This is a genomic window from Ruegeria sp. CF8 (assembly GCF_056537285.1).
Genome location: NZ_JBQFRG010000015.1, coordinates 35,388 through 60,723, shown reverse-complemented (window position 1 = coordinate 60,723; position 25,336 = coordinate 35,388). Strand labels below are relative to the sequence as shown.

Below are 25,336 nucleotides of genomic sequence, written 5' to 3'. Positions count from 1 at the left end.
ATGGCACTGATACTGCAAGCTCTGCTGTTAAGCTGAAATGCGCCTGACCAAGAGTTTCAAAAACGAGTTGCAACCACGTTTTTATCCCAGCCGCGCCACTCTGCATACAATGTCTCATTAACAACCACGGGCTCGTATTCTGCCCGGCACCTCTTACAACAATTCAACTGCGGGCAAAGTAGCATAGGCCAACTACCTGCGCTAGGTTTCCAAAAGACAACGCTTTGGCGAAACTGCGGAATCGAGGGGTGAAAAACGGCCATGAACAACACCGGATCAGAACATCTCGGTGGCCAGCCCGTCTTCGTAACCGGAGCGACCGGCTTTATCGGAAGCCGACTTGTTCCGGCCCTGTTGGAAGCCGGGGCCAAGGTCACCGCATTGCTGCGCAGCCGACACGGCGCGCGCGGGCTTGAAGCGATGGGTGTCCGCGTCGTAGCCGGCGCACTTGACGACAGTGCCGCCCTGCAAACCGCCCTGCGCGACCAGAGCGTGCTGTTTCATCTTGCCTATGATGTACGCGCATCCGCAGCCAGCAATCTTGCCGCATTCGACACGCTTCGGGGTGCGGCCGAAACCGCAGGCGTTGGCCGGATCGTCTATACCAGTTCTATCGTCACCTATGACGGCTGGCCGCATCTGGATCTGACAGAGGACAGCCCCCAGGCCCCTGCTGGCGACGCATCATACCAACAGGCCAAGGTCACGATGGAACAGGCTCTGATGCAGGGGAACTGCCCGGCAGCAATCCTACAGCCGACGCTGGTCTACGGCCCGGGCAGTATGCTTTGGACGGACCAGTTGGCAGACTGGATGGCAGCCGGGACCGTGGTACTTCCTGAGCCGGAAGGGCTGTGCAACGCAGTTTTTGTTGATGATCTGGTGCAGGCCATGCTGCGCGCCGCACAGCTTGAAGGCCTGCGCCAGGAACGCTTCATCATTTCCGGCACGGCCCCCGTCACGTGGTCGGATTTGCTGTCGGGGTATGCCGGGATCGTCGGCCATGGCGCAATCCGCCACGTGCCCTTTTCAACTCTTGAGGCCCGCTTGCCGCCCGAGGACATAAGCGAGACCTCCGATACCCCGTCACTTGCTGCGCGGATCAGCGCGACTGCACGGATGTGGATTGGCAGCAAACGGTTCGAGAAACTGGTGCGTACGGTAAAGCAGCGGCGCCCCCAGCACGGCGACATATTCCCCGACCGCTACATGCTGGACCTGTATTCGGCCAGGGGGCGCTGCAGGATTGACCATGCCCGTGCCCGGTTGGGTTACGCGCCGTCCTACACTCTGGAAGCTGGATTGGACGCCACGCGCCCCTATTTGGAAGCCCGCTTTGGAAGGTAGCGCAAGAGCCGGGTCGCTTTTCCGGCGATCACAACACATCTGCGCCGAGATGGCTGGCAACTCTGCCCGCCGGTCGGCTCATCATCAAATTTGCAGAACCCGCAGGCGGCCGAAAATCCGAGAAAAGCCGAAAAGTTTTTAGATCGCGTTTTTAGCCTCAACCCTTACAATTTCCCCCAAAGCATCAAATTGAACCATTTTTGGAAACGCAATACAGAGAGCTGCTGCCAGGCCGACAAATATATTGGATTCGCACCCATTCCACCCTATCCGTGAAGAGGGGTGGAATTTTCGGCACCCAGGATGCCAATTGATTTCAGTGTGACTTTGTACGATCAGGATAGATTATGAATTACGAAACCTCGCACCATCAGTCCCTCAAACAGCTTATTGCGGCGCGCGATGCGCGGGTTGCCGTGGTGGGGCTGGGCTATGTCGGCCTGCCCCTGGCCCTGACCGCTTATGACAAAGGGTTCGACACCACCGGTGTTGACCTCAACCCCGACCGGGTGGCGCGGATCAATCAGGGCGATCAGGTCATATCTTATCTGGCGCAGGACCGGATTGCGCAGGCCGTCAGCAGCGGCAAGTTCCGCGCAACGCAGGATGCCACCGCTCTGGCCGAGGCCGATATCATCCTGATCTGTGTGCCGACCCCGCTGACCGACGCACAAGACCCGGACATGCGCTTTGTCGCGGCTGCCGCACAAACCATCGCGCAGCATCTGCGCCCAGGTCAGATGGTGGTGCTGGAAAGCAGCGTCTGGCCCGGGGCCACAACCACGTTGGTTCAGCCCATTCTGGAAGCGGGCGGTCTACGCGCGGGCAGTGATTTCTTCCTGGCCTTCTCGCCCGAGCGCGAAGACCCCGGCAATGATACATTCGACACGCACAGCATCCCCAAGGTGGTCGGCGCCGACGATCCGCAATCGCGGCAACTGGTCGAGGATTTCTATCGCGCCATCGTCACCAGCGCCGTGCCGGTCAGTTCGGCCGCCACCGCCGAAGCGGTGAAACTGGTCGAAAACAGCTTTCGCACCGTCAATATTGCGCTGGTCAACGAATTGAAGACCGCGCTTGAAGCAATGGACGTGGATGTCTGGGAAGTGATCGAGGCTGCGGCGACCAAGCCGTTTGGCTTCATGCCCTTCTATCCCGGTCCTGGAATTGGTGGGGCCTGCATCCCGGTGTCTCCGGCCTATCTGGCCTGGCGCGCCGCGGATGCAGGATCTGATACACCGATCATCAATCTGGCACGCTCCAGCAATGATGCGGTGCCGGAAATGCTGGCGGCACGCATGGCAGTAGAACTGGCAGCACGCCACGGATCGGCGCTGGCGGAAACCGGTCAGCCCCTGACCGGGCAGCGCATCCTGCTGATGGGCATCGCCTATAAGCGCGATGTCGAAGACACCCGCCGCAGCCCGGCGCTGGTGTTGCTGGACGAGCTCGAGATGCTGGGCGCCGAGGTCGACTATCACGACCCCTATTTCCCGCGCCTGCCCGAAGGCGGCGAATATCCGCAGCTGGCGGGCCGGACCTCGCAGCCGCTGACGGCAGACACCCTGAAACGCTATGCTGCTGTGGCGGTGATCACCGATCACAGCGCCCCGGATTACGATCTGGTTGCGCGCGAAGCAGCCATGATCTTTGATACACGCAATGTTTTTGCAAAACGCGGGATCACAGTAGACAGCGGGCGGTTCAGGAAACTCTGAAAAAGGCCAGGGTCCCGGCCCCCGGAAGCTGCGGACCATGGCAGAGACACGCCACCGGCAACCGGTTTACTTTCAGGCATGTGCAATTCGAAAGAAGACCCCCAGTAATGAGTAAAAAACCGGAAAAAATCTTTGTTGATCTGGACGGGACGCTGGTCAGAACAGACCTGTTTGTCGAGGCTATTCTGCTGTTCCTGAAGAAAAACCCGCTCAATCTTTTTCCGGTTCTTCTGTGGGTGTTCCGCGGCATCCCCTATGCCAAGGCACGGATCGGCCGGGAAATCGGATTAGAAGCTGCGGAGCTGCCGTTCGAAACCGACCTGCTGGATTATCTGCGCGTGCAGAAAGAAGAAGGCAGGCATCTGATCCTCGCAACAGCCTCGCACCGTATCTATGCCGAAAAGGTGGCCGCGCATCTGGGCCTGTTCTCGTCTGTTCTGGCCACAGAGGAGGGCCGGAACCTGAAAGGGTCCAACAAGCTTGCCGCCATTCGTGACACAGCCGGATCCGACGCCTTTACCTATGCCGGAGACAGCACAGCCGACAGCCCGATCTGGGCGGCGGCCGGGTCGGGTATTTTCGTCAATGCCCCGGCCTCAGACGTGGCCGCGGCACAGGCTGCGGGTACCGCTGAAAAGATCATCGCTTCACGCCCGCCGGTATGGCGCGCCTTCATCAAGTCGATGCGCCCTCATCAATACGCCAAGAACGCCCTGATTTTTGTGCCGATCTTCACCTCGCAAATGCATCTGCCCGCAGCGGGGTTTCTGGCGGCGCTTCTGGCCTTTATCTGCTTCAGCCTCTGTGCGTCGGGCGTGTATTTCCTGAATGACCTGATGGACCTGCAGGCCGACCGCCACCACACCAGCAAGCGGCATCGCCCCCTGCCCGCGGGCGATCTGCCGCTTCAGACCGGCGTCATCGGGGCCATCGCCCTGCCCGGCATCGCCTTTGCCTTGTCCCTGCTCTTTCTGCCGCCCGCCTTCACGATTGTGCTGATCGCCTATCTGGCCATCACCATGGCCTATTCCTTCTGGCTCAAGCAGATCGCAACCGCAGATGTCATGGTGCTGGCCTCGCTTTACACGCTGCGTGTCATCGCCGGAGCCGCCGCCACGGGCATTGTGCTGTCTTCGTGGCTGTTGGCATTCTCGATGTTCATCTTCGTCAGCCTCGGCTATCTCAAACGGTATATCGAGGTCGCGGCGGCCCCGCATGATGAAGCCAATGTGCATGGCCGCGACTATTCCCATGCCGACAGCGAGACCATGTTCAGCCTTGGCGTCGCCAATATCACAGCCGCCGTTGTCATTCTTGCGCTCTATATCAACAGCCCCGAAGTGAAAGGCTTTTACAGCACTCCGGAAATCCTGTGGCTGCTGTGTCTGTTGCTGCTGTATTGGGGCAACCGCATCTGGGTCGGTGCCCGGCGCGGTCGGATTGCCGACGATCCGGTCCTGTTCGCCTTGCGTGACAGAATAAGCCTTTTGATCGGCGCAGGGTTTGTGCTGATCACCTTAGCCGCCAAATACCTGACCTTTTGAAGCCCGCACCGGACCTGCCGGAAGACACTGTTTAGCTGTGCCAGCAGACCCGCACATGAAGGAGAACACATATGTCACTCTACTGGTCTGCCCTGTTGATCGCCGTTTGCGCCAATATCTGCACCAACCTGTCGTTCAAGCTGGCCGTGCAGCAGCTTGCCGGGCCCTTCGACATCCGCGCCTTGATACTCTCACCCTGGGCCTGGGCTGGCCTGGTCAGCGGCCTGCTGCTGCTTGGCAGTTTCATTGTCGCCATTCGCGGCATTGAACTGAGTGTGGCCTACCCTGCCGTCACGGGCCTGGCAATGGCCGGGATTTTGCTGGCCGGATATGTCCTGTTTTCTGAAACCCTGAGCTTTCAGAAAATTGCCGGGATCGGCCTGGTTGTTGCCGGAGTGGTCGTACTGTCTCAGGTCAAACCAACCTGAGACCAGCACCCGGCAGGCGGAGATTTGCACATTTGCACGGCAAAACCGCTCAAATATTGCCCTTTCTGAGGATTCCGGAGAAGAATTGGAAAAGGCAGTCCTTTAACCACAGGCAATACGCAGTATCGAACGAGTAGTGGAGTTCAGCTCCAGCGGGTATCCAATAACCAAATTTTAACCTCAGGTGGTTCATAGTTTTGCCATGATTCCACGTCGGAATTGACAAGGGGGAATCCCCCTGTGGCACTGCGATGACCCGCCCTTATTGGGGTGAAAGAAAACGGAACCAGAACGGAGCACCTAGACCAACATGCTGGGAATTATTGGTATAGCGATATGTATCGGCCTTGTTGCCAGCATCGCGACCTGGCTGTCGGGGTATTCTCTGCTGATGGCTTTTGGGGTTTATGCACTGTCCGGCTGGCTCTTCATCCTGATTGCCGCCACAGCGGTCTATGCCACCAAATCATTGAGAATGCGCACAGAAAAACCGGATCACGCCTATTCAGGCTGAACCGTCACTCTTTTCCACTTACCCGCTTGGCCACATAGCCCAGAAACGCCCGTTGCGGGTTTCTGATCTGTGGGCGACCCGATGCAGCCCAATAAGCCAGCCAGTCCGCCTCTAGCGCATAGACATCGCGGCCCGGTGCCATCGCCCGGGCTTCTTCCAGCGCCCCTGAGGGCAGGATCGGCTTGTCCGGTCCCTCGACCACCTGACCCCGTCGGGTAAAGCGGATCAGGTCACCCGGCTCTTCGCTCATCTCGTAATCGGGCAAGTGATCAGCTGCGATCATGTCGCGGATCATCTTGCGGAACACCCGCCGGGGCGAGGCTGACCCTGATTTCTTCAACAGCACCTCAACCGAGATCCGCCATTCGGGCTGGCGGCCACAATGTTTGCGCGCCAGCTCATAGATCCGCCGCTCCAGCGGCTTGCGCAGGCGGAAGTAATCGCGGCTGAGGGTCAGCACCGATTTCGCCAGCACCGCCCGAAACAGCCAGTCTGACAGTTTCACGCTGACGCTGACCATCCGGCCCGCCCTTGTGTGACGCACGATCTCCCAGCTTTCGATCAGGCCGAATCCGGTGGTGGTCTCTTTCTCACCTGTGACGATGTTGGTGGTGATCCTTGTACCCGCCAGCCGCTCGAACGCTTCGCGCAGACGCTTGTAGCCGTCGCCGCTGGTTTCGCGATTGGTTGCGACCAGCAGATCATGCGCCTTGAGATGCAGCACCCGGCTGACTGTCCGGCCCGCATTGATCGCCGCCATCAGCTGGCTGATACAAAAGATCAGGATGTCCTTGTCGTGGATCGTCGCCAAACCGCGCACCGAAGGCGTCACCGTAATCTCGACCCCGTTATGTTCGTAATTGAGGATGCGCCGATCCGGCCGGGTCGAGAGCGAAAACATTGGATGCTCCATCGATCCCATATCTGTCTTGGGCAGCGCATCGAAGATGTCGCATACAAAAAAATCGCCCGTTGGGTGCCGGTCAGGCAACAATGCCCCCGACCCGCTCATACTGCCCTGCCCATATGTCCTGCCCGAATCTTTGTTCGTGGTTTTATTGACGCTTACCGTAGAGTTATCCACGGGAAGCGTAAAGCCGCCGGAACGTGGGTTCAGAGTCACTACAACGTGGGATCAGAGTCACCTTATCGTGGGATCAGATTCACTGTAGACATAAAAAATCACAAAAGCCTATTTTTTTTCAAATACTTAAAAGAAAAGTGTTCTACCCGTAACTATAAATATAACAGGAATCTAACTGGATTTTTTTTGATCTCGCCCTCAGAATCTGCCTCTCAAAGGGGTTTTACCCCTTATTTTTACTTAGAAAATTCGGTTTTGTGCTCACAATGCTTCCACATGCCCTATTTTGTGGTATATTGTCCAAAACATAGCACATGAGCAGATTTCCTATGCGAGCAGCACCGTCCGAAGGGCTTCCCCCCTATTTCAATATTGATCCTGATCTGGCCCAAGCTGAACTGGGCGAGCCAACCGGAACCTATGAGTTCTCTCAGATTGCAGATGCCTGTGCCCGAGGACGGGCAGATCTGGCGAACCGCGGTCTGGAAGACGACGGGCAGAAAAAGCTGCGCCTGTTTTCAACATGGGAGATTACCAAATATCTGATCCCTGTGGCGCCTGCCCATTTTAGGCGTGTGCTCAAAGGTAACCCGGATTTGCCGCAAGGGCAGTCCGAAACCGAAGGCGGAGCCAAGTGGTTTACACTGGACGAGGTTCTTCGGCTGCGGACGCATTTTGCGTCGGAAGGATCTAAGGCGAAAGAATACCGCCCCTACAGGCCTAAAGGGTTGCCTGCCAAGATTGTTTCGGTGGCCAATTTCAAAGGCGGCGTTGGCAAAACCTCGACCTGCGCGCATCTGGCCATGTCCGCGGCATTGGACGGCTACAAGGTGCTGGTCATCGATCTGGACAGCCAGGGCTCGATGACGTCGATCTTTGGCGGCAAGGTCAGCGATGAATGGCAGACGGTATTTCCCCTGCTCGCCCGTCATTACGCCACCCATCTGCGCCGCGACAATCAGGGGCGGCTTGACCGGGGTGAAGCGCCGCATCCGATCGACGATACCCTGTCCGAGGCGCTGAAGACCCGCAGCAGCGATCTGATCCAGACCACCCACTGGCCGAATATCGATCTGATCGGCGCTCAGCTGAACCTCTATTGGGCTGAATTCCAGATCCCGGTCTGGCGGATGCAAGGCCGCAGCTGGAAGCTGTGGGATGCACTGACCGATACGCTGGACGATGATGGGGTGCTGGACGACTATGACATCATCTTCATCGATACCCCCCCTGCCCTGGGTTACCTGACGATCAACGGGCTTGCGGCTTCGGATATCCTTCTGGTGCCCATGGGGGCCTCGTTTCTGGAATTCGACTCCACCGGCCGGTTCTTCGACATGCTGCATTCGACATTCCAGTCCATCGAAGATGGAGAGAACATGGCCGCCCGCGCATTGGGGCGGCCCGAGATGGCCTTTCAATGGGATGCGGTGCGCACGGTCATTACCCGCTATGACGGCAGCCAGCAGGCCGAGCTGGCCGGGCTGATGCAAGCCTATCTGGGCCGCACCCTGTCGCCACATTGGCAGGGCTACACGGCGCTGATCGGCCAGGCTGGGGAACAGGTCAACGGCATCTACGAGGCGGATTACCGCGATTTCAACCGCGAAACCTATGTGCGGGGGCGGGAGACCTTTGATGCCACTTATGCTTCGTTCAAGAAGCTCTTGATTGGCGTCTGGCGGGGCGAAGAACGGGCCCAGCAGGCTGAAGAGGCAGGAACACCGGAATTGTCGCTCTGAGCGCGATGTTTCGCGCGCGAAACACGTCTTCTGTGCTCCGAAACAGAGTCTGACCCGAGCAGGAAAAGGAAAAAGTGATGGCTAAACGCAAACGACTGACCCCAGCCCGGCCGGATTATCTGGAAGACAACCGCCCTGCCCCCGGGTTGAACCCCATGTTCCCTGCTGAGACACCCCGCGCCGCACCACCGGTTGCACAGGTGGCCGGGGCCACGGCAGCCCAGGCCGCTTTGGAAGAGCTGTCCGGAGAATTGCGTGCTGCGCGGGCCGAAGGTCGTTTGGTGCAGGACCTGCCGCTTGACGCCATCGAGGAAACCTATCTGGTGCGCGACCGTATGACGGCTGATGACGCGGATATGGAGGCGCTGAAGGAAAGTCTGAAGGCGCGCGGGCAGCAAACCCCGATCGAGGTCGTGGAATTGACTGAGGGGCGGTATGGCCTGATCTCTGGCTGGCGGCGTCTGGCGGCGTTGCGGACGCTGGCGCAGGAGACGGGTGATGCACAGTTTAACACCGTGAGGGCATTCCTCCGGCAACCGCAGAGCGCGTCGGACGCGTATGTGGCCATGGTCGAAGAAAACGAAATCCGTGTCGGGCTCAGCTATTACGAGCGCGCCCGGATTGTGGCGCGGGCAGCTGAGCGGGGGGTTTACCCGGATGAGGCTGCCGCCCTGCGCGGGCTGTTTGCATCAGCCAGCCGGGCCAAACGATCCAAGATCGGATCCTTCATTACGATCTATCACGCGCTGGATGATCACCTGCGCTTCCCTTCAGCGATCCCTGAACGGTTGGGGCTGACGGTTGCGATGGCTTTGAAGGCTGACCCCGGTGCGGCGTCCAGCCTGGCAAAAGGCATGGCTGCGGCAGAGGCTACGACTCCCGAGGACGAACTCGGAGAGTTGGCGCGCAGGGTTCAAAAGCTTGGGGCTCAGAAGTCCGAGGCCCAACCTCAAAAAGCGGATACCGCGCCCGAAAAAATTGGTGGTATTTACCTGAAACAGAGTCGAAACGGCGCACAGCTGACCCTGACCGGTGAGGGCGTTTCCGAGGCTTTCCTGACCGATCTGCGGGCATGGCTCAAAAACCGCTCTGGATAGTGTTTCGCGCGCGAAACATGTCGTCGAATGACAATCCGTTCCCCGGAGGCCAAGTATTTGCCTATTTGATGGCGCCTGCTTTGTCATCGTCGTTGAAAGCCCAGCTTCTGGCCAGGATATATGTGGCGATTGGCACCACCGAGAAAATGATCAGCAGGGTCACATAATAGGACAGCCCGCCCAGATCGACCGCGACAAAGACAATGGCCTGATTCAGGCAGAGCCCTGCCCCTGAGACGACCAGAAAGCGGGGCATGGTTTTTCCATGTGCTGCGCTGGATGCAAAGCTGAAACGGTAGTGACCGAAATATGAGACAAAGAAACCGGCACAATAGCCCAGTGCATTTGCAGTGAACGGCGCAAACAGCGATGTTTTCACAAAGATAATCCCCAGCACAGCATGGGTGACCGAGGCCAGCGCACCAACCGTGCAGAAAGCCAGAAGGCTGCGAAACAGAGGCATATCACTCACCCATCGCGATCATGAGAGATAAGCCTGTCCACAACAAATAGCGGGCGCTTTTTGCTTTGCATGTAAAGTCGGCCAACATATTCCCCCAGGATGCCGATGGTGAACAGTTGAACAGAGCTGACCAAAAGGACAACAACCACGGTCGACGCCCAGCCCGAGACGGTCTCACCGGCAATCCGCTGCAGGATGACCCATACAAACAGCCCCAGGCTGACAACGGTCATGGAAAGGGCAAGCCAGGTTGCGATCCGCAATGGAACGGTTGAGAACCCGGTGACGCCGTCGATGGCCAGGCGCAGCATCTTTCGAAACGGGTATTTGGTTTCCCCGGCAAATCTTTCGGCGCGCTCATAAGAGAATTTGACCTGCCGGAACCCCAGCCAACTGACCATCCCGCGGATGAACCGGTCTTCTTCGGGCATCGTGTTCAGGTAATCCACAACCTTGCGGCGCATCAGGCGGAAATCGCCGGTGTCCAAAGGGATCTCTACATCCGAAAGCATTCTGAGAAGTCGATAGAACGCCGAAGCCGTTGTCTTTTTGGCCAGGCTTTCACCCTCTCGCTTTATGCGCTGGCCGTAGACCACATCCGCGCCTTCATTGAGGACATCCAGCATGTCAGGCAGCAGTTCCGGAGGGTCCTGAAGGTCGGCGTCCAGAACAAGGACAATCTCTCCGCGGCAATGGATCAGCCCTGCTGACAAGGCGCGCTGATGGCCATGATTGCGCGACAGAACAACACCGCGGATATTGGGGTTGCAGTCGGCAAACCCTTCGATCATTTCGACGGTGCGGTCCGTCGACCCATCATCAATCAGAACCAGTTCATAGCTCGTGCCAAAGGATTCAGCGGCAACATGCGTAGCCCGCCGGACCAGTTCTTCCAGCACAGCTTCTTCGTTGTAGCAGGGGACGACGATGGACAGCCCTGTCCGTGCGCACTTGGCCTTTTGCGCAAGCAGGGGCATCGCCTTGCTTGTTTGGCCACTCATCGGAAATGTCTCCGGCATACTCTTTAAAACAATACCTGAAATCAAACCCGCATCAGACAAGAAATTCAAGCCCGGAGCGGCGATTTAGAGTATACATAACGGATATATTCGGATGAAAAGTGCGTAAAACCTGCGGATGATGGGACTGCGGGTCACTACTGAGTAGCTCCACAGAAAAGTTGATTGTGGTGTTGTTATGATTGAAAAGTTGTTGATTCTATTGAAGTCCCGTTCGGTTCTGGCGCCATTTTTGCTGTGCCTTTTGGTCTATGTTCCCCTGATCGGATACCATGTCGCTTCGTCCGGTTATAATCCGGACGAGTGGAGGTTTGCCGTCGGTTTGGAAACCGGTTTCGCAGATGTTCACATGAGATGGGCCACCCATATAGGGCACAACCTTGTTCTGGACGGGAAATTTCACGATCTGCTGCATGCGTGCCTGACCTTTGTTCCGCTGTACGGGATCAGTGCCATACTGTCCGCGCGGGCTATTCCCGACGGGTATCCAGCACTGCGGGGTGGCGCGACGGTTATGATCTTTCTGGCCGGCGCCTGCCATGTCTATCTGACGGAAATCCTGCATTATCAGACACTGGCATTGTGGTTTACACTGGGCCTGTTCCTGTCCGTGCTGGCGCAGACCCTTGTCACCCCCGAGAACCGGTCCGTATCCCTGTTGGGGTGGGGGCTGCGCATCCTCATTGCAGCAGAACTGACGGCGCTGAGCCTGGGGTTTTACCAAAGCTACGTGTTCCTCGGGTTCATCATTCCTGCCATGGCCATGGTCCGGGTCGACCGGTTTTCCAACCGTCAGATCGTGAAATCGCTGTTGGCGGTGCTGTGTGCCGCCGGGCTGGGGGCCATGTTGTACCTGTATCAGCTAAACGGTCTCATTCGATGGCTCGAGCTTGAGCCCTATTTCAGGTCTGCGGGGGTGCCTCCGACCGGCGTGCTTGTGGAAAAGGCGATGTTCCTGCCAAAGATGTTGTATCTGGTCTATGGCGGCAGTCTTTTAGGAACGCCACACCCGTTCCGGGGGCTCTATCTTTTGGCGTCGATGGTGGCGTTGTTTTTTCCCCTTCTGGCCGTACTTGTTTACGTTTTCACAGACAAAACCGCGAAAATAACGCCGTTATTTCGAATTCTGCTGGGCAGCTATGGGGCTCTGGTCACCCTGCCTATGGTTGTTTGGTTCCTCTATCCCGACATGTTCCTCGTTGGGCGCTCTATCGGGTATACGGGCTTTGTGTTGGCGGGGATTGTGTTCGTCAATCTGGGCCTGATTGTCAGCAGCCTGTCCCCCGGCCTTTTCAGACGCATCTGTGCGGCCTGTGGCCTGGGCACCGCAGCCGTTCTGGCAGCCAACAGTGTTGTGGCGTCACAGCTGTTATGGCCGGTTTTTCGGGCAACGCATGACCGGGATGTGGCCCTTGCTGACGCGATCGTCGATGCGGCCGGACAGATACCGGGATTTGACGTGGGTCGCACACCCATCAGAACCGTCGGTGGTGCGCAGTATGACGATCTTGCCTTTGGCAGTTTTATCAACCCCAGTACATTTCATCCGGGGGTGGATATGAACTCTGTCTTCCAGGTTCGGTTCGGGGCGCAGGCTCCGGCAGGATCCCTGCCGTTTTCGCCGCGCCCCTGCCCGGCTTTTCCCGCGCCCGGATCGGTGTTTCTGAGCGATGAAACCCTGTTTGTCTGCCTTGAGGCGTCAGACGGGCCTGTGGCGTTCGACACCTGCGCACCGTTCGATCTTGGGACAGGTCCGGCTGCGTTCTGCTGGAACGAGGGCCTGTATATCCTTGCGGGACAAAGCTGTGAGGCGATTTCTCTCGAAACCGGCGATATTCATATCACGCTTCCTCAGCATAACAGGCCCGAAGCGCTTGCGTTTATTCATCAGGTCGAACCCAGCCTGGTGAATGGCGTGTGTATGCGCCCGCTCAGCCAGCATGTTGTCGATGTGTCAGATATCATTCTGCGCCGTAGGCCCGTTCCGGGGGCACAGGCGGCTGAAGCCCGGGGCAGGGCGGCAGAGGCCCTGCCGCTGGATCGGGTATTTGGTCCGTGATCAAAGCGCCGGTGGTGTTTACTTGCGGCGGTAGACAAGCACTTCGCCATCCCCAAGGGTTCCGGCAAACTCATGTACGAATTCCAGCGACCCTTCGGCGTCCTGCGCCAGTTCTGGTATGGCGCGAAACATCCGGCTGGGGAACAGGATCACAATCATCACCGGGCCGGGCTGGGCCATTGCCTGGGCATAGCCCTGGGGGTCGGCGATGGTTGTCCAATCCGCGTTGAAATGGCTTTTAAATATCGGACCGCCGGGATTGATCGCATAAATCCGTTCGGACGGGCCGCGCGTTTGTTCCACCAGTTCAAATGCCCCGGCCAGATCCTGCTTTGGCGCCACATAGTTGCGCTGAACCAGAAACACCGACAGGGCCAGCATTGCAACCACACCGATGGCAAACAGGGGCCGTTCCAGCCCGGACTGGCCGATCACCCGCGCAACGACACCCGCGCCGTACCAGCAGCCAATGACGGCAAGTACGATCACAGGGGCAATGTCGACAAAGAAAAACCTGGGCCAGACCCGCATGTCGAGCGCCAGGAGAACCGCCAGCGTCACAGCGACATGCGCCACGATGCACACAAAGAACAAAGGCTGCGTTGAATGCGCGCCAACGGCACCCAGTGCGATCACAACCAATCCGCCGATGGCGATGATCAGCGTCAGGGCTCCGGTGCTGCCGACGGCGGTACGCACCCCTTCGAGCACGGTCCAAAGCGGGTTTTGATATTCCTGCATGGGATCAACTGCGGATGACGCCGAAATTTCACCCATTGTGCCGGCGATGCTGCTCAGGATCGGCAGATAGGCCAGAAGAACAAGAACAGAGGCCAAAACCACGGCAATCAGCGGCTGCATCACCCAGGCACGGGTCAGCGGGCCCCGGCCAAACCCGGTGACCAGAGAGATCAGCCAGACCAGCCCCAGAGCGACAAAGAAAAAGGTGCCGGTCAGATGGGTGAAGACGGCAGCGGCGGCGGTAAATCCGAACGCGATCCACAGGCCGAGGGTCGGCGTGCGTATGCCCCGGAGAAAGAAAATCAAACCAAGCGTGCTCCAGAACGCAAGCTCGGTATAGCCGCGGGCGTTCTGTGAAAACCAAACCTGATGATAGGACAGGGCGACAAGCAGGGCCGACACATGCGCGATGCCTGATCCGGCAACATCCCGCGCCAGCCACCAGATGGCCGCGACGGTGCCAACACCGAACAGGACAGCCGGAAAGCGGTAAGCCCAGGCCTGATCGCCAAAGATCTGCGACATCAGCTTGGCCTTCATGCTGAAGAAATAATGATGGTTCATCGAGTATTCGCGCATCATGTCCCCCCAGGGCAGGCGAACATGCGTGTCGACAGTCCAGATTTCGTCGTACCACAATGGCGCATTCAGCCCGGCCGTTCTGAGGACGGCGGCAATAAGCAGGATCAGAAGAAGGATCGCCAGATCATTGCGGCCAAGTGTGGGGGATGGCTGGGTCATGAGGATGTCTCCGGTCACACCTGGATCAGTTCAGGGTCGTCATAAAGTCGATTGGCCGCAAAGCGGATCGGTTCGCCTGCGTGTCAGCATAGAGAGTATTCCTGTTTCCGGGGAACTTGCGGCTCTCCTGCTATGGTGATCCCGGAAAATCAGGCATGAATCGTCCGCAAAAAGGAAACATTTTGATGAAATGAGCATCACTGTTTATTCCTTTGGGGCGAGCTGTTTCTCGGATTCATGACGCCCGGACCATCATGTGTTGCGGGTGAATGCGGCATGGGTGCGGGTCAAAACAGCGTTGGAGGTTTTAATCAGAAGAGTTTCAACCTTCAGGTAATAGAGATGCGCGACGGCGAGGTTGATGAGAAACAACACAATAACAAGTGCCATAAATATCAGATAGTTAAGGTCACTGCTGGTGGGCAGCATATACACAAGGGCCGGGATCAGGATCGCATGCAGCAGGTACAGCGCATAAGATGAATCGCCCAGAGGACTTAGTCCATGAAACAGCTTCAGTCCCTGTTTGTTGCGTTCCAGTACGACCACTCCGGCCACCAGGAAGAAGCTGGGCACCCCCCAAAGCACAACGGCGGGGTAGCGGTGGTAATCCAGCACAAGGCTGGCTGCAAATCCCAGAAGCGCAACGACCACCATGGCCGCGCCTTGCCAGGCGGGCAGGGGGCGGGGCCGTGTCGCCATCATGCCAAGCAGGGCTCCTGCCGCAAACTCCAACAGCAGAGCGCTGGTCATCAGTCTTGGCAGACCAAAGGCCGTTTCGCTTGAGGGGGACCAGAAAACACCAATAGCGGCGCTGATCAGAAACAGAACGCTCAGCCAGATGACCCGTTGCAACAGCGGGATGCGCAACGCGATCAGCACCGAAAAAATGGCGTAGAAATAGACCTCATAGGCCAATGTCCATCCGACATCGATCAGGGCGCTGGCGCCATTTGGCAAAAGCAGTACGGATCCAATCCAGATCGTGGCCTGATCGGGAATCGCACGGCCTGTGAGAAGGGCCAGAGGAATGCCGATACACGCCACCAGCCAGTAAGATGGATAGACCCGTGAAAACCGTTTGCGTAAAAAACGTGTCCAATCGCCGTTATTGTCCTGGTTTGTCCACATCATGATGAAACCGCTGACAACAAAAAAGATATGGACACCGGATGCACCAAGGCCGGCAATATAGGTTGTATTCGGAAACGAGACGCCGAGGCTTTGATGTAGCCAAATTACGCAGTGGTAAAGAGCAACGGCAGAGGCGGCAATCGCCCGAAGCGCCTGAATGGAATGAAGCACTGGTAAAACCTGAACACTGAAACTGCCAACAGCCTAGGGGACCGCAGCAAATTTCGTCAAGCTCTTCGCCGATGCCAGAAAGGGCGGCCAAAGACCCGCAGCTATCCGGGATTAAGGGGCCTGACCCGCAGCTCATTCATGACAGCTGTCTTTTCAGTTGCTATGAACATGTTGTGTTAAAACGGGTTTTGAGCAGATGCAGATTGAACAGATGATCCCGTCGGGCGTTTTGATCCTGACCGCACCCGCAGGGAACAGGTTTAGCCGAAGAAGAAGGACTGTGTGAGCCGGTTGCAGCGTCTATCGCCAAGAGCCGGTCAGGTACGATTGATTTCAACCCCGTCGACGGATCGCTTGTCCGGGTTCGACGGTCTGATTGAGAAAAGGGTAAAAGCGGATCAATGAAGAGTGGTGACACAAAATACTTGCTGATTTGCAATACGTCGGATGGTCTGATCGCTCAGCTCAACGGCATTGTCGTTCAATTGCAGTTTGCGCGCCGGATGGGGATGACGCCGATCATCTATCTGCATCAGAGAAGCTATATGTTTGGCGGTCCAAACCCGTATTTCGACGCCGAACACGGGCCCAATGTCTGGGACTATTACTATGAACCCGTTGGGGTGTCTGGCGACGAGATTCAGGCTCTGATACGGGCTGAACGGGTCTATACCCTGTCTACGGCGTCCGAGTTGATGCGGCTGTATCGGTGGGAACCCAGAAGCTGGTTCATGAACCCCTACGGCTATTATCGCAGCGTCGAAAACCGGGCGGACGGGCCATATCCTGCAGATTGGTGGCAGCAGGAACGGGACAAGGCCCGCGCGTTTCTGGACGATGGTACTGTACGCTTCAAGGCATCGCTCATGCGGCAGGTGGACAGGTTCCACGACGCGAAATTCCCCGAGCATACGCTGGGGCTGCAGTTGCGGGGCTCGGACAAGTTCGATTTTGGCGTCGGGCCCAACCTGTCCAGAAAGGTCGTCCCTGAAGAGTATTTCCCTTATATCGACCGCTATCTGGCCGAGCATCCGGATTGTGGCGGCATATTTGTGGCCACCGATCAGCGGCAGTGGCTCAAGGATCTGGAAAAGGCCTATCCGGACAAGATCATTTCCTATTCCGAAAAATCCCTCAGCGATACGGATGATAACCGGTTTCATGATGCGGACGAAAAAGCCGCGCGGGGGATCGAGGTTCTTGTGGATCTGTTGCTGCTGTCGCGGTGTCAGTACATCATAAAATGTCATGCGGCCGTCGGCGAGATGGCAGCAACCCTGAACAGGGATGTGGATTTCATCGACCTGAACTATCAGACGCAACCGATGCGGGCGCGCCGCAAGGCCCTGTCTGTTGTTGCCGTGCCTTGTATCAGGCTGCTCTGCGCGCTGTGGAAAATGCTGTCCGAGAACGGTCTGGCGTTGGAAAAGGTTGTCTCGGTTCAGGAAGACACGGTCATGGTGGGATCCCGCCCGCGCCCGCTGAACACGAAAGTGGCCGAAGGGGAAAAGGCCCCAAAACCACCCCTGATGTCGGGGCGTTTCATGTCCGCCGGGTTTGATTGGGTGCTCCGGTCGCTGGCCGATATGTGTTTCGACTATGAAAAGACCGACCGTACAGGCTAGACCCTGCGATGCGTAGGGCAGGGGCGCTCTGAAATAAAGAGAAACACCCGAAGTATCAGCGGCTTAAGCTTCGGGTGTCTCGATGTTTTCAGAGACCAGGGTCCGGGGCTGTGCCCGGTTCAGCTGGCCTGTGCGCGGGCGATCTGCCGTCCTGGTTTCTCCAGTCCGCGTTCTGTCAGGGATTCCTCGAAATCCTGCGCCAGAGCCTCGCGGTCGTGGCTGTCGAAATACCAGCGGATCGTACGGTCCAGCCCGTCCGAGAAGCTGACCTCGGGCTCCCAGTCCAACAGGGTCTTGGCCAGGCTGTTATCGGCCACCCGGTTGTATGGGCCGGTTGGCTTGCTCAGGTCTCGCTTGATCTCGGCATCGCGGTTGGTGCGCTCAAGGATCATCTGTGCGGCCTGCAGAACGGATGTGCGTTCCATTGTGCCCAGGTTGATCGCGGTGCCGTCCTCGATCCGCTCAGCTGCGCGGATCGTGCCTTCGACGATATCCGATACATAGGTCCAGTTGCGGATCTGTTCTCCGGTACCCCAGACGATAAAGGGGTTCTGCTGCAGGAACGCCCGCCCGATCATTGCAACCACCGCGTGGTTGGCCGGGCAGCGTTCGCCATAGGCGGTGAAATAGCGGACCGAGGCGCATTTGAACCCATGCTCTTCGTGGTAGGCCTTGAGCGACAGCTCTGCCATCAGTTTAGCCCAGCCATAAAGGTCATCGGCCTCATAGGGCGGTTTCACCAGATCTTCGGTCAGATACAGGGTCTCGCTGGGGTCAGCCTGAATGCTGGTCGGATAGACACAGCCTGAGGACGCGAAGGTAAATTGTTCAACCCCGGCCTTGTGCGCCTCGCGGATCATGATGCTGTCCAGCGCCAGATTGGTCGAACAGGCAGCCTGGTGGGTGCTGATATAGCCGCGCCCGCCATGGGTGGCGGCCAGGTGAAACACGACATTCATGTCCGAGACGGCCTTGGCGGCGGTTGTCGGGTCCAGCAGGTCGGCCTCGGCAAATTCCACCCGGCCGCTTTGCAGGACGTCGTCGATATTTTCGCGAATTCCGCTGGAAAGGTCGTCAACAACCCGGACATATGCGCCGCGCTTGACCAGGCTTTCCACAAGATGGGATCCGATAAAAGAACACCCGCCTGTCACGAGCACGTTCTTTGAAGACCAATCCATTTTTCAATCCTTTCAAACCAACTCAATCTGTACATTCGCCGCCTACACAATCCGCTGTCCGCAGAAAACCGGGGCAGCTTGGGCAAACGCCGATAAAACAATGAACGCTCCACCGTTCCGATGAAAACACTGACGGCAAAAATCCCGCCCGTCAACAACCCCGATTGACAGCTTTTGCTGCGTGTGCACGCTTTTGTTTCAGGCCGCTGGTTCGTGTGGAATTTGCGATCGAATGGCCGCCGCCGGAAACCTGTTTGCCAGCAACGGAATGTCGATGAAACGAGAGTTCACCACCAGCGTGGCCTGGAGCACAGCAGCCAGCTGGGTGGAGCAAATTGCAGCAGCCCTTATTTTTCTGGTCATTGCCAAGCTGATCGGGGTGGAAAGCTTTGGCATTGTTTCGATGGCGTTTGCCTTTCTGTTTCTGGGCGAGTTTCTGGTCCGTGACACGATCGCCGAGGCCATCGTCGAGCGACACAAAATTGAACCCGGACGGCTGGAGGCCACCTTTGCTGTTCTGATGGGCCTTTCCGTGGTGATCGTTCTTGTTTTGGCGGTAATCGCGCATATCGCGGCGATTGTTTACAAAGAGCCAATTGTCGCCCCGCTGCTGATTGCGGCCAGCCCGACCGTTCTGATGATCGCCGCAGCGGGGGTTCCGCTGGCGCTGCTCAGGCGGCGTTTGGCGTATAAGACACTGGCGATCCGGACGGTTGTCGGGGTGATGCTGGGGGGGAGCGTGGGCATCGGGATGGCGCTGAACGGGTTTGGCGCCTGGAGCCTTGTGGGTCAGCGCCTGACCGAAATTGCGGTCAACAGCCTTCTGACCTTCATCGCTGCGGGATGGGTGCCCAAGAAATGGCCTTCCCGGTCTGAACTGGCGCTGGTGCGGGGGCTGGGGCCTCGGGTTCTGCAATTGCGGTTTGTGACACTGGTCATCTTTCAGACACCAACTGTCATGCTTGGCTATTTTGCCGATCCGCGTGCGGTGGGCCTGTTTGCCTTTGCCGCGCGGCTGGCCGAGATCGTTCTGACCGTGTTTGTCAAAAGCCTTCAAAGTGTGGCGCAGTCGGTCGTGGCCGAGCTGCGCCGCAAGCGGGACGCGACAGCAGGATTTTATCTGGATCTGACTGAACTTGCCGCGATCAGCGGCTTTGTGGCCTATGCGGGTTTGGCCCTGATTTCCTATCCTTTGGTCGAGCTTCTTCTGGGCCCCGACTGGCGCGAGGCCGGTCAGATCCTGCCGTTCTTGTGTCTGGCTTATGCAGTGATTTCTCTGACGTCCATTCAAGAGGCCTATTTGCTGGCCGTCGACAGGCTGAAACCCTTTTTATGGGCTGCCCTTGCAGAGGCCGTCCTTGGCCTGATCCTGATTGCCTTGGCCAGCCGGTACGGCCCGGTTGCAACCGCTGCTGCCGTGGCGGTGCGGGCACTGTTGGCCCTACCGCTGCGCATGAGGGCGACCCATGCGCCCGAGGGTATCTCGGCCCTGCAGTTTCTGCGTGGCCTCAAGGCACCGCTGGCCCTTGCCGCAGGGATGTCCCTGATTGTCGGGTCGTGGCGGCTGGCGATGCTGGGTCATATTTCCGATGCGCTTTATGTTGCGTCGGCAATTCTGATCGGGGTCGGATCTGTGGGCCTGATCCTGTTTTGTTTCATGCCGGGCGCTGTTGCCCGGCTGCGCACGTTTACGCATGCCTCGCCATGAAGGGGGGCGGGATGCTAAAGTTGGTTTTAAGATAAAACGTCCCGGGGCTGCATTTTACGCAGGCATCTGAGACCGAAGAAGAGAAGGAAGATACCAAGCGGCATTTGATGAGTGGACTTTTACAAGGTGTGAGAACGTTATGATTGATTGGTTAAAGAAAAAGTTTTTTCTGGTGAAATGGGGCGGGGTGGCACGGCGGTGGCCATTGGAAAGGCTTATGGCCACGACCGACCTTGACCTCACGGATGCAGAGCTTGCCGAGCTGACTATTGGTATTCATTCATGGCGGCAGCTTATCCCGTGGTATCTGAAACGATTTGAAACGCTGAAGGACAAAGGCCAGTTTTACTGTTTTGGTGTTGCACATGGCAGTACGGTCGAAGGTCTGGTTATGGGGCTGCGGGACCGGGGAATGGATGTTCCCGATATGCATCTTTTTGACTCTTTCGAAGGGCTGCCGGCGGAAGATCCGGGGATACAGGTTCCCGCGGTGTGGAATGTCGGTGCGTTTGCCGCCCCTTTGCCTGAACTGAAAAAGAAGCTGACAAAACTGAATCTGCCAGAAGGTCAGTGCACGATCCATGAGGGATGGTTTTCAGATACTCTCAAGCCCGAGTTGGTGGAAAACGGTACGTTCAAGACAGCGGCGTATGTAGATATCGATGCGGACCTTTACAACAGTACGATGGATGTTCTGAATTTCATGTTCGAACACCGGCTGATCCAGGCGGGTACACTGATCGGATATGATGACTGGGGCGACACCGATCTGTGGACGGCGGGCGAAAGCCGCGCGCACAAGGAAATCATGGACAAATACAACGTGAAATGCGCCCAGCTGTTTTCCTGGGGAGAGCCGCCATTGATCCGAAAGCTGTTCCTCGTCGTTGACGTATAGGGTGTTTGAGTTCCGCCAGGCTGTGACCGGAGGTCCGCTGATGACACATCGCGGTTTTTGGGGGATTTTTGGGCAAAAGGGATTGGGTCTGTAATTGTGTTACGAGTGAGATTGGTATGATGAACGATGCGCAGAATGTGACGGGTTCAGAGGATAGCCCACTGATCCTGCCCAGGATAGCTCTGGGGCTTTGCGCCATGGCCCTGTTTGTGTTTGCCCTGACCGGGGCCGTCAGCCCGGCGGCTTTGTCTCGTGTCGAATACTGGTGGCTGATGATTGCCTCGGTTGCGGTGCTTGCGATCAGCGTCACCTTGCGCACGCCTTGGCAGCTGGCTGGTCTGGCCGCCGCACTTTTTGTGGCCGGGCTGGGGGCGCAGCTGGCCATACGAAGCCCGGTCTGGTTTCAGCATGTCCGTTTTTCGCCGCCGCTTTTCGCATATTCCATGCTGGCCGTGATCGCGACCCAGGGGGCCGTGACCGCGCTGGTATGGTGGCGGCACAGGCTTGTGGGTCACGTCATCCGGGCGTGTTCAGATCTGGGGTGGGCGCGTGTGGTTCTGTTCCTGCTGGTGATGGTTGCGGCGTCAAAGGGGGTGATGGATTTCATCGCCTCTGAAACCTATCCGCGACTGGTCAAACATGTGATCATCGGTTCCCTGTTCGCGGGCCTGAACCTTGCAAGTTTCATCGCCATTCTGGCCGCCATGCCAGAAGACAGGCTGACCGGCCTGAGCACGCGGCTTGCGAAATCGCTCAGCCTGCCCGGAAGCGGCGATGAGATACGCAGATTTGACCGGGCCTTTCCTTATTGCCTGGCGATCGGGCTTTTCCTGATCTCAACCCTGATCAGCCTGGCGGCGTTCAGGGGCGTGCCGCATCTGGACGATATTCTGTATGTCTTCCATGCCCGCTATCTTGCCGACGGTCTGGTGACGCTGCCGATCCCACCGTCAACCGACGCGTTCGACCACTACCTGATGGACAGCTATCAGGACCGGTGGTTTGTGACCACGTTTCCCGGTTGGCCGGTGCTATTGGCCTTTGGCCTGCAGATCGGAATGCCCTGGATCATCAACCCGTTGCTGGCCGCCATCAGCGTGCTGCTGCTGCATCGCTTTATGAGGGCGCTGACCGATCGGGGAACCGCCAATCTTGCAGCCCTGCTCATGGCGATCTCGCCCTGGTACATCTCGATGGCGGCGACGCAGCTGATCCATACCTTTACCTATGCTTTGATCCTGGGGGCCTGGGTCCTGTTGTTGAAGGCACGGGAACGCCCCTCGGTTCTCCTGCCGTTTATTGCCGGCGCGCTTTTGGGGTGGCTGGTGATGACCAGACCGCTGGAAGGGTTCTACATAGGGGTGCTGACGGGGCTGTGGACGCTGAGCTTTCTGAAAGACAGACGTCACTGGCAGACCGTCATTGCCTTTGGCCTGGGCTGTATCGCAGTCGGGGCGCTGATCTTTCCTTATGTGATCCACCTGACCGGAGATGCGTTCTCGACCCCGTTGAACACCTATTACGACAAATTCTGGGGACCGGGATCCAACGCATTGGGATTTGGCCCTGATATTGGCGCACCAGATTGGGGTAACGTTGACGTCTTCAAGGGGCACAGCCCGTTGGAAGCCCTGATCAATGCGCAGCAGAACCTGTATGAGCTGAACTTCTCATTGTTCGGTTGGGGTGGGACATCGCTGGCCTTTGCGCTGTTCTTCGTCTTGTGGGGCCAATGGACCCGACTGACCGCAGCGATGGCCGTGATCATCGTTGTGACGGCCGGGTTTTACGCCCTGTTCTGGTTTTATGGCGGGTTTTTTGCCGGACCACGCTATTGGTTCATGATGATCGTGCCGCTGCTGATCCTGACCGCCTTTGGGGTGGTGAGTGCTGTGCAGAGGCTGACCCGCATCTACCCCGCGGCTCTGGTGGCGCAGCGGATCGGCGGCGGGATTGTCCTGTTGTGCCTGTGCTCGGTTCTGGTGTTCGAAAGCTGGCTGGGATTCAACCGATACCCCGGGATCAATGGCTATCACGCGGAATATCAGGACCTTGCCCGGCAGGAGCAATACCGTAACAGTCTGATGTTCATCTCGACGGATGTGGACAAAGAGTTCGGCAGCGCCTTCTGGCTGAACGATTTCAGCGCCACTTCAGACAGCCCGCTTTTTGCGCGTGATCTGGGACCGGAAAGCAATCGTGACATTGCCGCAGCCTATCCGGACCGGGTGATCTTCTTCGTCGATGGGCGTTCCTCAACCCGGGATCGGGTGGCGGTGATCAGCGGCCCCGTCTCTCTGGCTGACTTGGAATAACGCGGCCCGTACAGGGCTGCTGCGGTCCGAACCAGTGCAAGGGGCGGAGCCTTGGACGGAGTATCAGAAATACTCCTTCAGTCTCTTGGAGCGTTTGATGTCGGAAGGCAGCGCAATCAGGTGTCGCGCCAGCCGGGCGAGGGCTCTCATGCCCGGAATGGCTTTCAGCGCCGACATGCTCTGAGACTTGTTCAGAAACTGCTCATAGGCCTGGTTGTCGGCGTGCCGGAAATCCTTTGCATCAAGGTCCTTTCCGCCATTGTCGGTTGGGGCCGAAGCGACAGAGGTTGCCTTGCGGTTCACTTCGAACACGACGAAGGATTCATAGAAACGGATCCCCCAAACCCGCTTTTCTGACGCCTCGGAGACCAGCTTGGAAAAGCGTTTGTTGATGCGATCCACCATGTTTGTGGCGTATTTTATGAACGAGCGGCTCTTGAACCCGAACCCTTCCATGTAAGAGGTGTGGGTGTCCTCGACGACCAGCAGACCGCCTTCGCGGATATGCGGCAGCAGGCATTCGGTGGTGATGATCTGCTGTTCGTATGTGTGGCCGCCATCATCCAGAAGGATGTCGATTTCGCCGACCTGTTTGGCCAGATTTTCCAGAAAGTCCGGATCGCTCTGGCTGCCTATGAAGATTTCGAACCCTTCCTGTTCCCATCGCTTTGCCTCGGGGTTCAGTTCAACGCCGATGATGCGGGCCTGGGGGCCAAAGAACTCGCGCCACATGAACAATGAGCCACCGCCCAGAACGCCGATCTCGATGAAGGTGATGTCCTTGCCGATATAGGGCGTAAAAAGCGTGTCATACACATCGAAATAGGTGCTGTGCTTTTTACTTTTATAGGGGCTGTTCTGATAAGCCTGATAGCTTTTGGAATTCATCATCACGTTTGCCTTGGATCGTACCATTTAAGAAATTTACAGATTGGGTCGCAGCTCGGGTTTTCTGGATCTGAGCTTATCGAAATAAACAGGGGACGGGCGCAAAATCCTCATTTTCGGGTCATGATAATGGCGTAGGACGAATAGAACGACCATTCATTGCGCGCACACATGCGTGACAGACCCGCATCCAACTGCCGCAGGCCAAACAGCTTATCATAATAGTGGTGCCCGTAATACTCATGCACCTTGATGTCGGAAAACCCGACATCCGCCAGGGCGTTCTGCATATACCGGGTCGAACCGCGACACAGCGAATAGTAGGCAGGGAATTTGCCTGTGTTCTTGTTGTCGAACCGCCGGGGTTGCAACAGTTGAACCGCCTTGCGGGTGAGCTGTTCGGGAAACAGCCAGTTGATCAGGAAAGGCGAGGCAAAGATGGTCGGGACCAGGTGAATGGCCAGGCCGCCATCGGCCAGAAGATGGTGCATGTTTTTGTGGAACTGCTTGCCGTCGGGCATGTGCTCGCCACAGAATTTCGACATGATCAGATCGAATCTCTGATCCACATGGCTGACATCGCCGCAGGCGTTGATCTGCAATGTGTCGAAATCATCCGAGACATGGGAGAGTTCTTCGGCGCTGATATCGCTGATGGTAAATGACTGGACATGATCGGGCAGGGGCTTGTCGCTGGTCGAACGGCTGGTTGTCCCGCCGATTTCCATGATCCGGGCCGGTTTTTCATTCGTGATGACGTCCCAGATCGTGTCCAGATAGTCCCGCCTGCATTCGGTATGCCAGCGTATGTCCGATGTCGCCATTCATTCCTCCGAAACCCGGCTTTGGATGCAGCGCTTCACCAAAAGCCAAAAATATTTACCAACGCCTTGCGCCCGCCACAGAAAACAGGCGCGAC

Annotated in this window: 20 protein-coding genes; 12 read left to right on the top strand and 8 right to left on the bottom strand. The window is 57.5% G+C overall.

Going from position 1 to position 25,336, the window contains the following annotated elements:
* Positions 1–261: 261 nt before the first annotated feature.
* From ACR0EV_RS23215 to ACR0EV_RS23195, 5 genes are all read left to right on the top strand, one after another.
* On the top strand, positions 262–1,347 hold the full coding sequence (locus tag ACR0EV_RS23215) for an NAD-dependent epimerase/dehydratase family protein (protein ID WP_480802270.1): 1,086 nt from the start codon (positions 262–264) through the stop codon (positions 1,345–1,347).
* 347 nt (positions 1,348–1,694) lie between these two features.
* The gene (locus ACR0EV_RS23210) at positions 1,695–3,065 is read left to right on the top strand and encodes a nucleotide sugar dehydrogenase (protein WP_480802269.1); all 1,371 of its coding nucleotides are present in this window, start codon (positions 1,695–1,697) and stop codon (positions 3,063–3,065) included.
* A gap of 107 nt (positions 3,066–3,172) precedes the next feature.
* Positions 3,173–4,609 (top strand): UbiA family prenyltransferase, encoded by a 1,437-nt coding sequence (locus ACR0EV_RS23205; protein WP_480802268.1) that lies wholly within the window; start codon positions 3,173–3,175, stop codon positions 4,607–4,609.
* A 71-nt stretch (positions 4,610–4,680) separates the two neighbouring features.
* On the top strand, positions 4,681–5,037 hold the full coding sequence (locus tag ACR0EV_RS23200; RefSeq protein ID WP_480802267.1) for an SMR family transporter: 357 nt from the start codon (positions 4,681–4,683) through the stop codon (positions 5,035–5,037).
* Positions 5,038–5,347: 310 nt separating this feature from the next.
* Positions 5,348–5,551, top strand: a complete 204-nt coding sequence (locus ACR0EV_RS23195) for a hypothetical protein (RefSeq protein ID WP_480802266.1) — start codon at positions 5,348–5,350, stop codon at positions 5,549–5,551.
* Positions 5,552–5,555: 4 nt separating this feature from the next.
* On the opposite strand, the gene ACR0EV_RS23190 is transcribed toward ACR0EV_RS23195, so the two are convergent.
* The gene (locus ACR0EV_RS23190; protein WP_171648916.1) at positions 5,556–6,563 is read right to left on the bottom strand and encodes a replication initiator protein A; all 1,008 of its coding nucleotides are present in this window, start codon (positions 6,561–6,563) and stop codon (positions 5,556–5,558) included.
* 386 nt (positions 6,564–6,949) lie between these two features.
* Between ACR0EV_RS23190 and ACR0EV_RS23185 the strand changes: the two genes are divergently transcribed.
* Both ACR0EV_RS23185 and ACR0EV_RS23180 read left to right on the top strand, forming a co-directional pair.
* Positions 6,950–8,377, top strand: a complete 1,428-nt coding sequence (locus tag ACR0EV_RS23185; protein ID WP_480802265.1) for an AAA family ATPase — start codon at positions 6,950–6,952, stop codon at positions 8,375–8,377.
* Positions 8,378–8,454: 77 nt separating this feature from the next.
* Entirely contained in the window at positions 8,455–9,474 is a 1,020-nt protein-coding gene (locus ACR0EV_RS23180; protein ID WP_480802264.1) for a ParB/RepB/Spo0J family partition protein, read from the top strand.
* A 61-nt stretch (positions 9,475–9,535) separates the two neighbouring features.
* Here ACR0EV_RS23180 and ACR0EV_RS23175 read toward each other — a convergent pair whose 3' ends face one another.
* Both ACR0EV_RS23175 and ACR0EV_RS23170 read right to left on the bottom strand, forming a co-directional pair.
* On the bottom strand, positions 9,536–9,937 hold the full coding sequence (locus tag ACR0EV_RS23175; RefSeq protein ID WP_480802263.1) for a GtrA family protein: 402 nt from the start codon (positions 9,935–9,937) through the stop codon (positions 9,536–9,538).
* 5 nt (positions 9,938–9,942) lie between these two features.
* A complete protein-coding gene (locus ACR0EV_RS23170; protein WP_480802262.1) occupies positions 9,943–10,938 on the bottom strand; it encodes a glycosyltransferase family 2 protein in 996 nt (331 codons plus the stop codon).
* A 196-nt stretch (positions 10,939–11,134) separates the two neighbouring features.
* On the opposite strand from ACR0EV_RS23170, the gene ACR0EV_RS23165 reads away from it, so the two are divergent.
* The gene (locus tag ACR0EV_RS23165; RefSeq protein ID WP_480802261.1) at positions 11,135–13,015 is read left to right on the top strand and encodes a hypothetical protein; all 1,881 of its coding nucleotides are present in this window, start codon (positions 11,135–11,137) and stop codon (positions 13,013–13,015) included.
* 18 nt (positions 13,016–13,033) lie between these two features.
* Here ACR0EV_RS23165 and ACR0EV_RS23160 read toward each other — a convergent pair whose 3' ends face one another.
* Positions 13,034–14,497, bottom strand: coding sequence for a glycosyltransferase family 39 protein (locus tag ACR0EV_RS23160; protein ID WP_480802260.1), 1,464 nt, complete (start codon positions 14,495–14,497; stop codon positions 13,034–13,036).
* A 252-nt stretch (positions 14,498–14,749) separates the two neighbouring features.
* Positions 14,750–15,802: an acyltransferase family protein gene (locus ACR0EV_RS23155; protein ID WP_480802259.1), complete on the bottom strand. Its 1,053-nt coding sequence runs from the start codon at positions 15,800–15,802 to the stop codon at positions 14,750–14,752.
* Between the two features lie 401 nt (positions 15,803–16,203).
* Here ACR0EV_RS23155 and ACR0EV_RS23150 point away from each other — a divergent pair, with 401 nt between their 5' ends.
* Positions 16,204–17,427, top strand: coding sequence for an O-fucosyltransferase family protein (locus ACR0EV_RS23150; protein ID WP_480802258.1), 1,224 nt, complete (start codon positions 16,204–16,206; stop codon positions 17,425–17,427).
* A 119-nt stretch (positions 17,428–17,546) separates the two neighbouring features.
* On the opposite strand, the gene ACR0EV_RS23145 is transcribed toward ACR0EV_RS23150, so the two are convergent.
* Positions 17,547–18,608, bottom strand: coding sequence for an NAD-dependent epimerase/dehydratase family protein (locus ACR0EV_RS23145; protein ID WP_171189056.1), 1,062 nt, complete (start codon positions 18,606–18,608; stop codon positions 17,547–17,549).
* Between the two features lie 232 nt (positions 18,609–18,840).
* Between ACR0EV_RS23145 and ACR0EV_RS23140 the strand changes: the two genes are divergently transcribed.
* The 3 genes from ACR0EV_RS23140 to ACR0EV_RS23130 all read left to right on the top strand — a co-directional run bounded on the left by ACR0EV_RS23140 (position 18,841) and on the right by ACR0EV_RS23130 (position 23,529).
* Complete coding sequence (locus ACR0EV_RS23140; RefSeq protein ID WP_480802257.1) at positions 18,841–20,316, top strand: oligosaccharide flippase family protein; 1,476 nt, start codon at positions 18,841–18,843, stop codon at positions 20,314–20,316.
* A gap of 139 nt (positions 20,317–20,455) precedes the next feature.
* On the top strand, positions 20,456–21,214 hold the full coding sequence (locus ACR0EV_RS23135) for a TylF/MycF/NovP-related O-methyltransferase (RefSeq protein WP_480802256.1): 759 nt from the start codon (positions 20,456–20,458) through the stop codon (positions 21,212–21,214).
* 116 nt (positions 21,215–21,330) lie between these two features.
* Positions 21,331–23,529: a hypothetical protein gene (locus tag ACR0EV_RS23130; protein ID WP_480802255.1), complete on the top strand. Its 2,199-nt coding sequence runs from the start codon at positions 21,331–21,333 to the stop codon at positions 23,527–23,529.
* A 63-nt stretch (positions 23,530–23,592) separates the two neighbouring features.
* Here ACR0EV_RS23130 and ACR0EV_RS23125 read toward each other — a convergent pair whose 3' ends face one another.
* Together ACR0EV_RS23125 and ACR0EV_RS23120 are read right to left on the bottom strand one after the other, a co-directional pair.
* Positions 23,593–24,420, bottom strand: coding sequence for a class I SAM-dependent methyltransferase (locus ACR0EV_RS23125; RefSeq protein ID WP_480802254.1), 828 nt, complete (start codon positions 24,418–24,420; stop codon positions 23,593–23,595).
* A gap of 107 nt (positions 24,421–24,527) precedes the next feature.
* On the bottom strand, positions 24,528–25,241 hold the full coding sequence (locus ACR0EV_RS23120) for a class I SAM-dependent methyltransferase (protein WP_480802253.1): 714 nt from the start codon (positions 25,239–25,241) through the stop codon (positions 24,528–24,530).
* Between the last annotated feature and the right edge of the window lie 95 nt (positions 25,242–25,336).

Excerpts from the sequence above, each read along its gene's own strand:
- ACR0EV_RS23215 (WP_480802270.1), top strand. The coding sequence starts at position 262 with ATGAACAACACCGGATCAGAACATCTCGGTGGCCAGCCCGTCTTCGTA.
- ACR0EV_RS23210 (WP_480802269.1), top strand. The coding sequence starts at position 1,695 with ATGAATTACGAAACCTCGCACCATCAGTCCCTCAAACAGCTTATTGCG.
- ACR0EV_RS23205 (WP_480802268.1), top strand. The coding sequence starts at position 3,173 with ATGAGTAAAAAACCGGAAAAAATCTTTGTTGATCTGGACGGGACGCTG.
- ACR0EV_RS23200 (WP_480802267.1), top strand. The coding sequence starts at position 4,681 with ATGTCACTCTACTGGTCTGCCCTGTTGATCGCCGTTTGCGCCAATATC.
- ACR0EV_RS23195 (WP_480802266.1), top strand. The coding sequence starts at position 5,348 with ATGCTGGGAATTATTGGTATAGCGATATGTATCGGCCTTGTTGCCAGC.
- ACR0EV_RS23190 (WP_171648916.1), bottom strand. The coding sequence starts at position 6,563 with ATGAGCGGGTCGGGGGCATTGTTGCCTGACCGGCACCCAACGGGCGAT.
- ACR0EV_RS23185 (WP_480802265.1), top strand. The coding sequence starts at position 6,950 with ATGAGCAGATTTCCTATGCGAGCAGCACCGTCCGAAGGGCTTCCCCCC.
- ACR0EV_RS23180 (WP_480802264.1), top strand. The coding sequence starts at position 8,455 with ATGGCTAAACGCAAACGACTGACCCCAGCCCGGCCGGATTATCTGGAA.
- ACR0EV_RS23175 (WP_480802263.1), bottom strand. The coding sequence starts at position 9,937 with ATGCCTCTGTTTCGCAGCCTTCTGGCTTTCTGCACGGTTGGTGCGCTG.
- ACR0EV_RS23170 (WP_480802262.1), bottom strand. The coding sequence starts at position 10,938 with ATGAGTGGCCAAACAAGCAAGGCGATGCCCCTGCTTGCGCAAAAGGCC.
- ACR0EV_RS23165 (WP_480802261.1), top strand. The coding sequence starts at position 11,135 with ATGATTGAAAAGTTGTTGATTCTATTGAAGTCCCGTTCGGTTCTGGCG.
- ACR0EV_RS23160 (WP_480802260.1), bottom strand. The coding sequence starts at position 14,497 with ATGACCCAGCCATCCCCCACACTTGGCCGCAATGATCTGGCGATCCTT.
- ACR0EV_RS23150 (WP_480802258.1), top strand. The coding sequence starts at position 16,204 with ATGAAGAGTGGTGACACAAAATACTTGCTGATTTGCAATACGTCGGAT.
- ACR0EV_RS23145 (WP_171189056.1), bottom strand. The coding sequence starts at position 18,608 with ATGGATTGGTCTTCAAAGAACGTGCTCGTGACAGGCGGGTGTTCTTTT.
- ACR0EV_RS23140 (WP_480802257.1), top strand. The coding sequence starts at position 18,841 with ATGGCCGCCGCCGGAAACCTGTTTGCCAGCAACGGAATGTCGATGAAA.
- ACR0EV_RS23135 (WP_480802256.1), top strand. The coding sequence starts at position 20,456 with ATGATTGATTGGTTAAAGAAAAAGTTTTTTCTGGTGAAATGGGGCGGG.
- ACR0EV_RS23130 (WP_480802255.1), top strand. The coding sequence starts at position 21,331 with ATGATGAACGATGCGCAGAATGTGACGGGTTCAGAGGATAGCCCACTG.
- ACR0EV_RS23125 (WP_480802254.1), bottom strand. The coding sequence starts at position 24,420 with ATGATGAATTCCAAAAGCTATCAGGCTTATCAGAACAGCCCCTATAAA.
- ACR0EV_RS23120 (WP_480802253.1), bottom strand. The coding sequence starts at position 25,241 with ATGGCGACATCGGACATACGCTGGCATACCGAATGCAGGCGGGACTAT.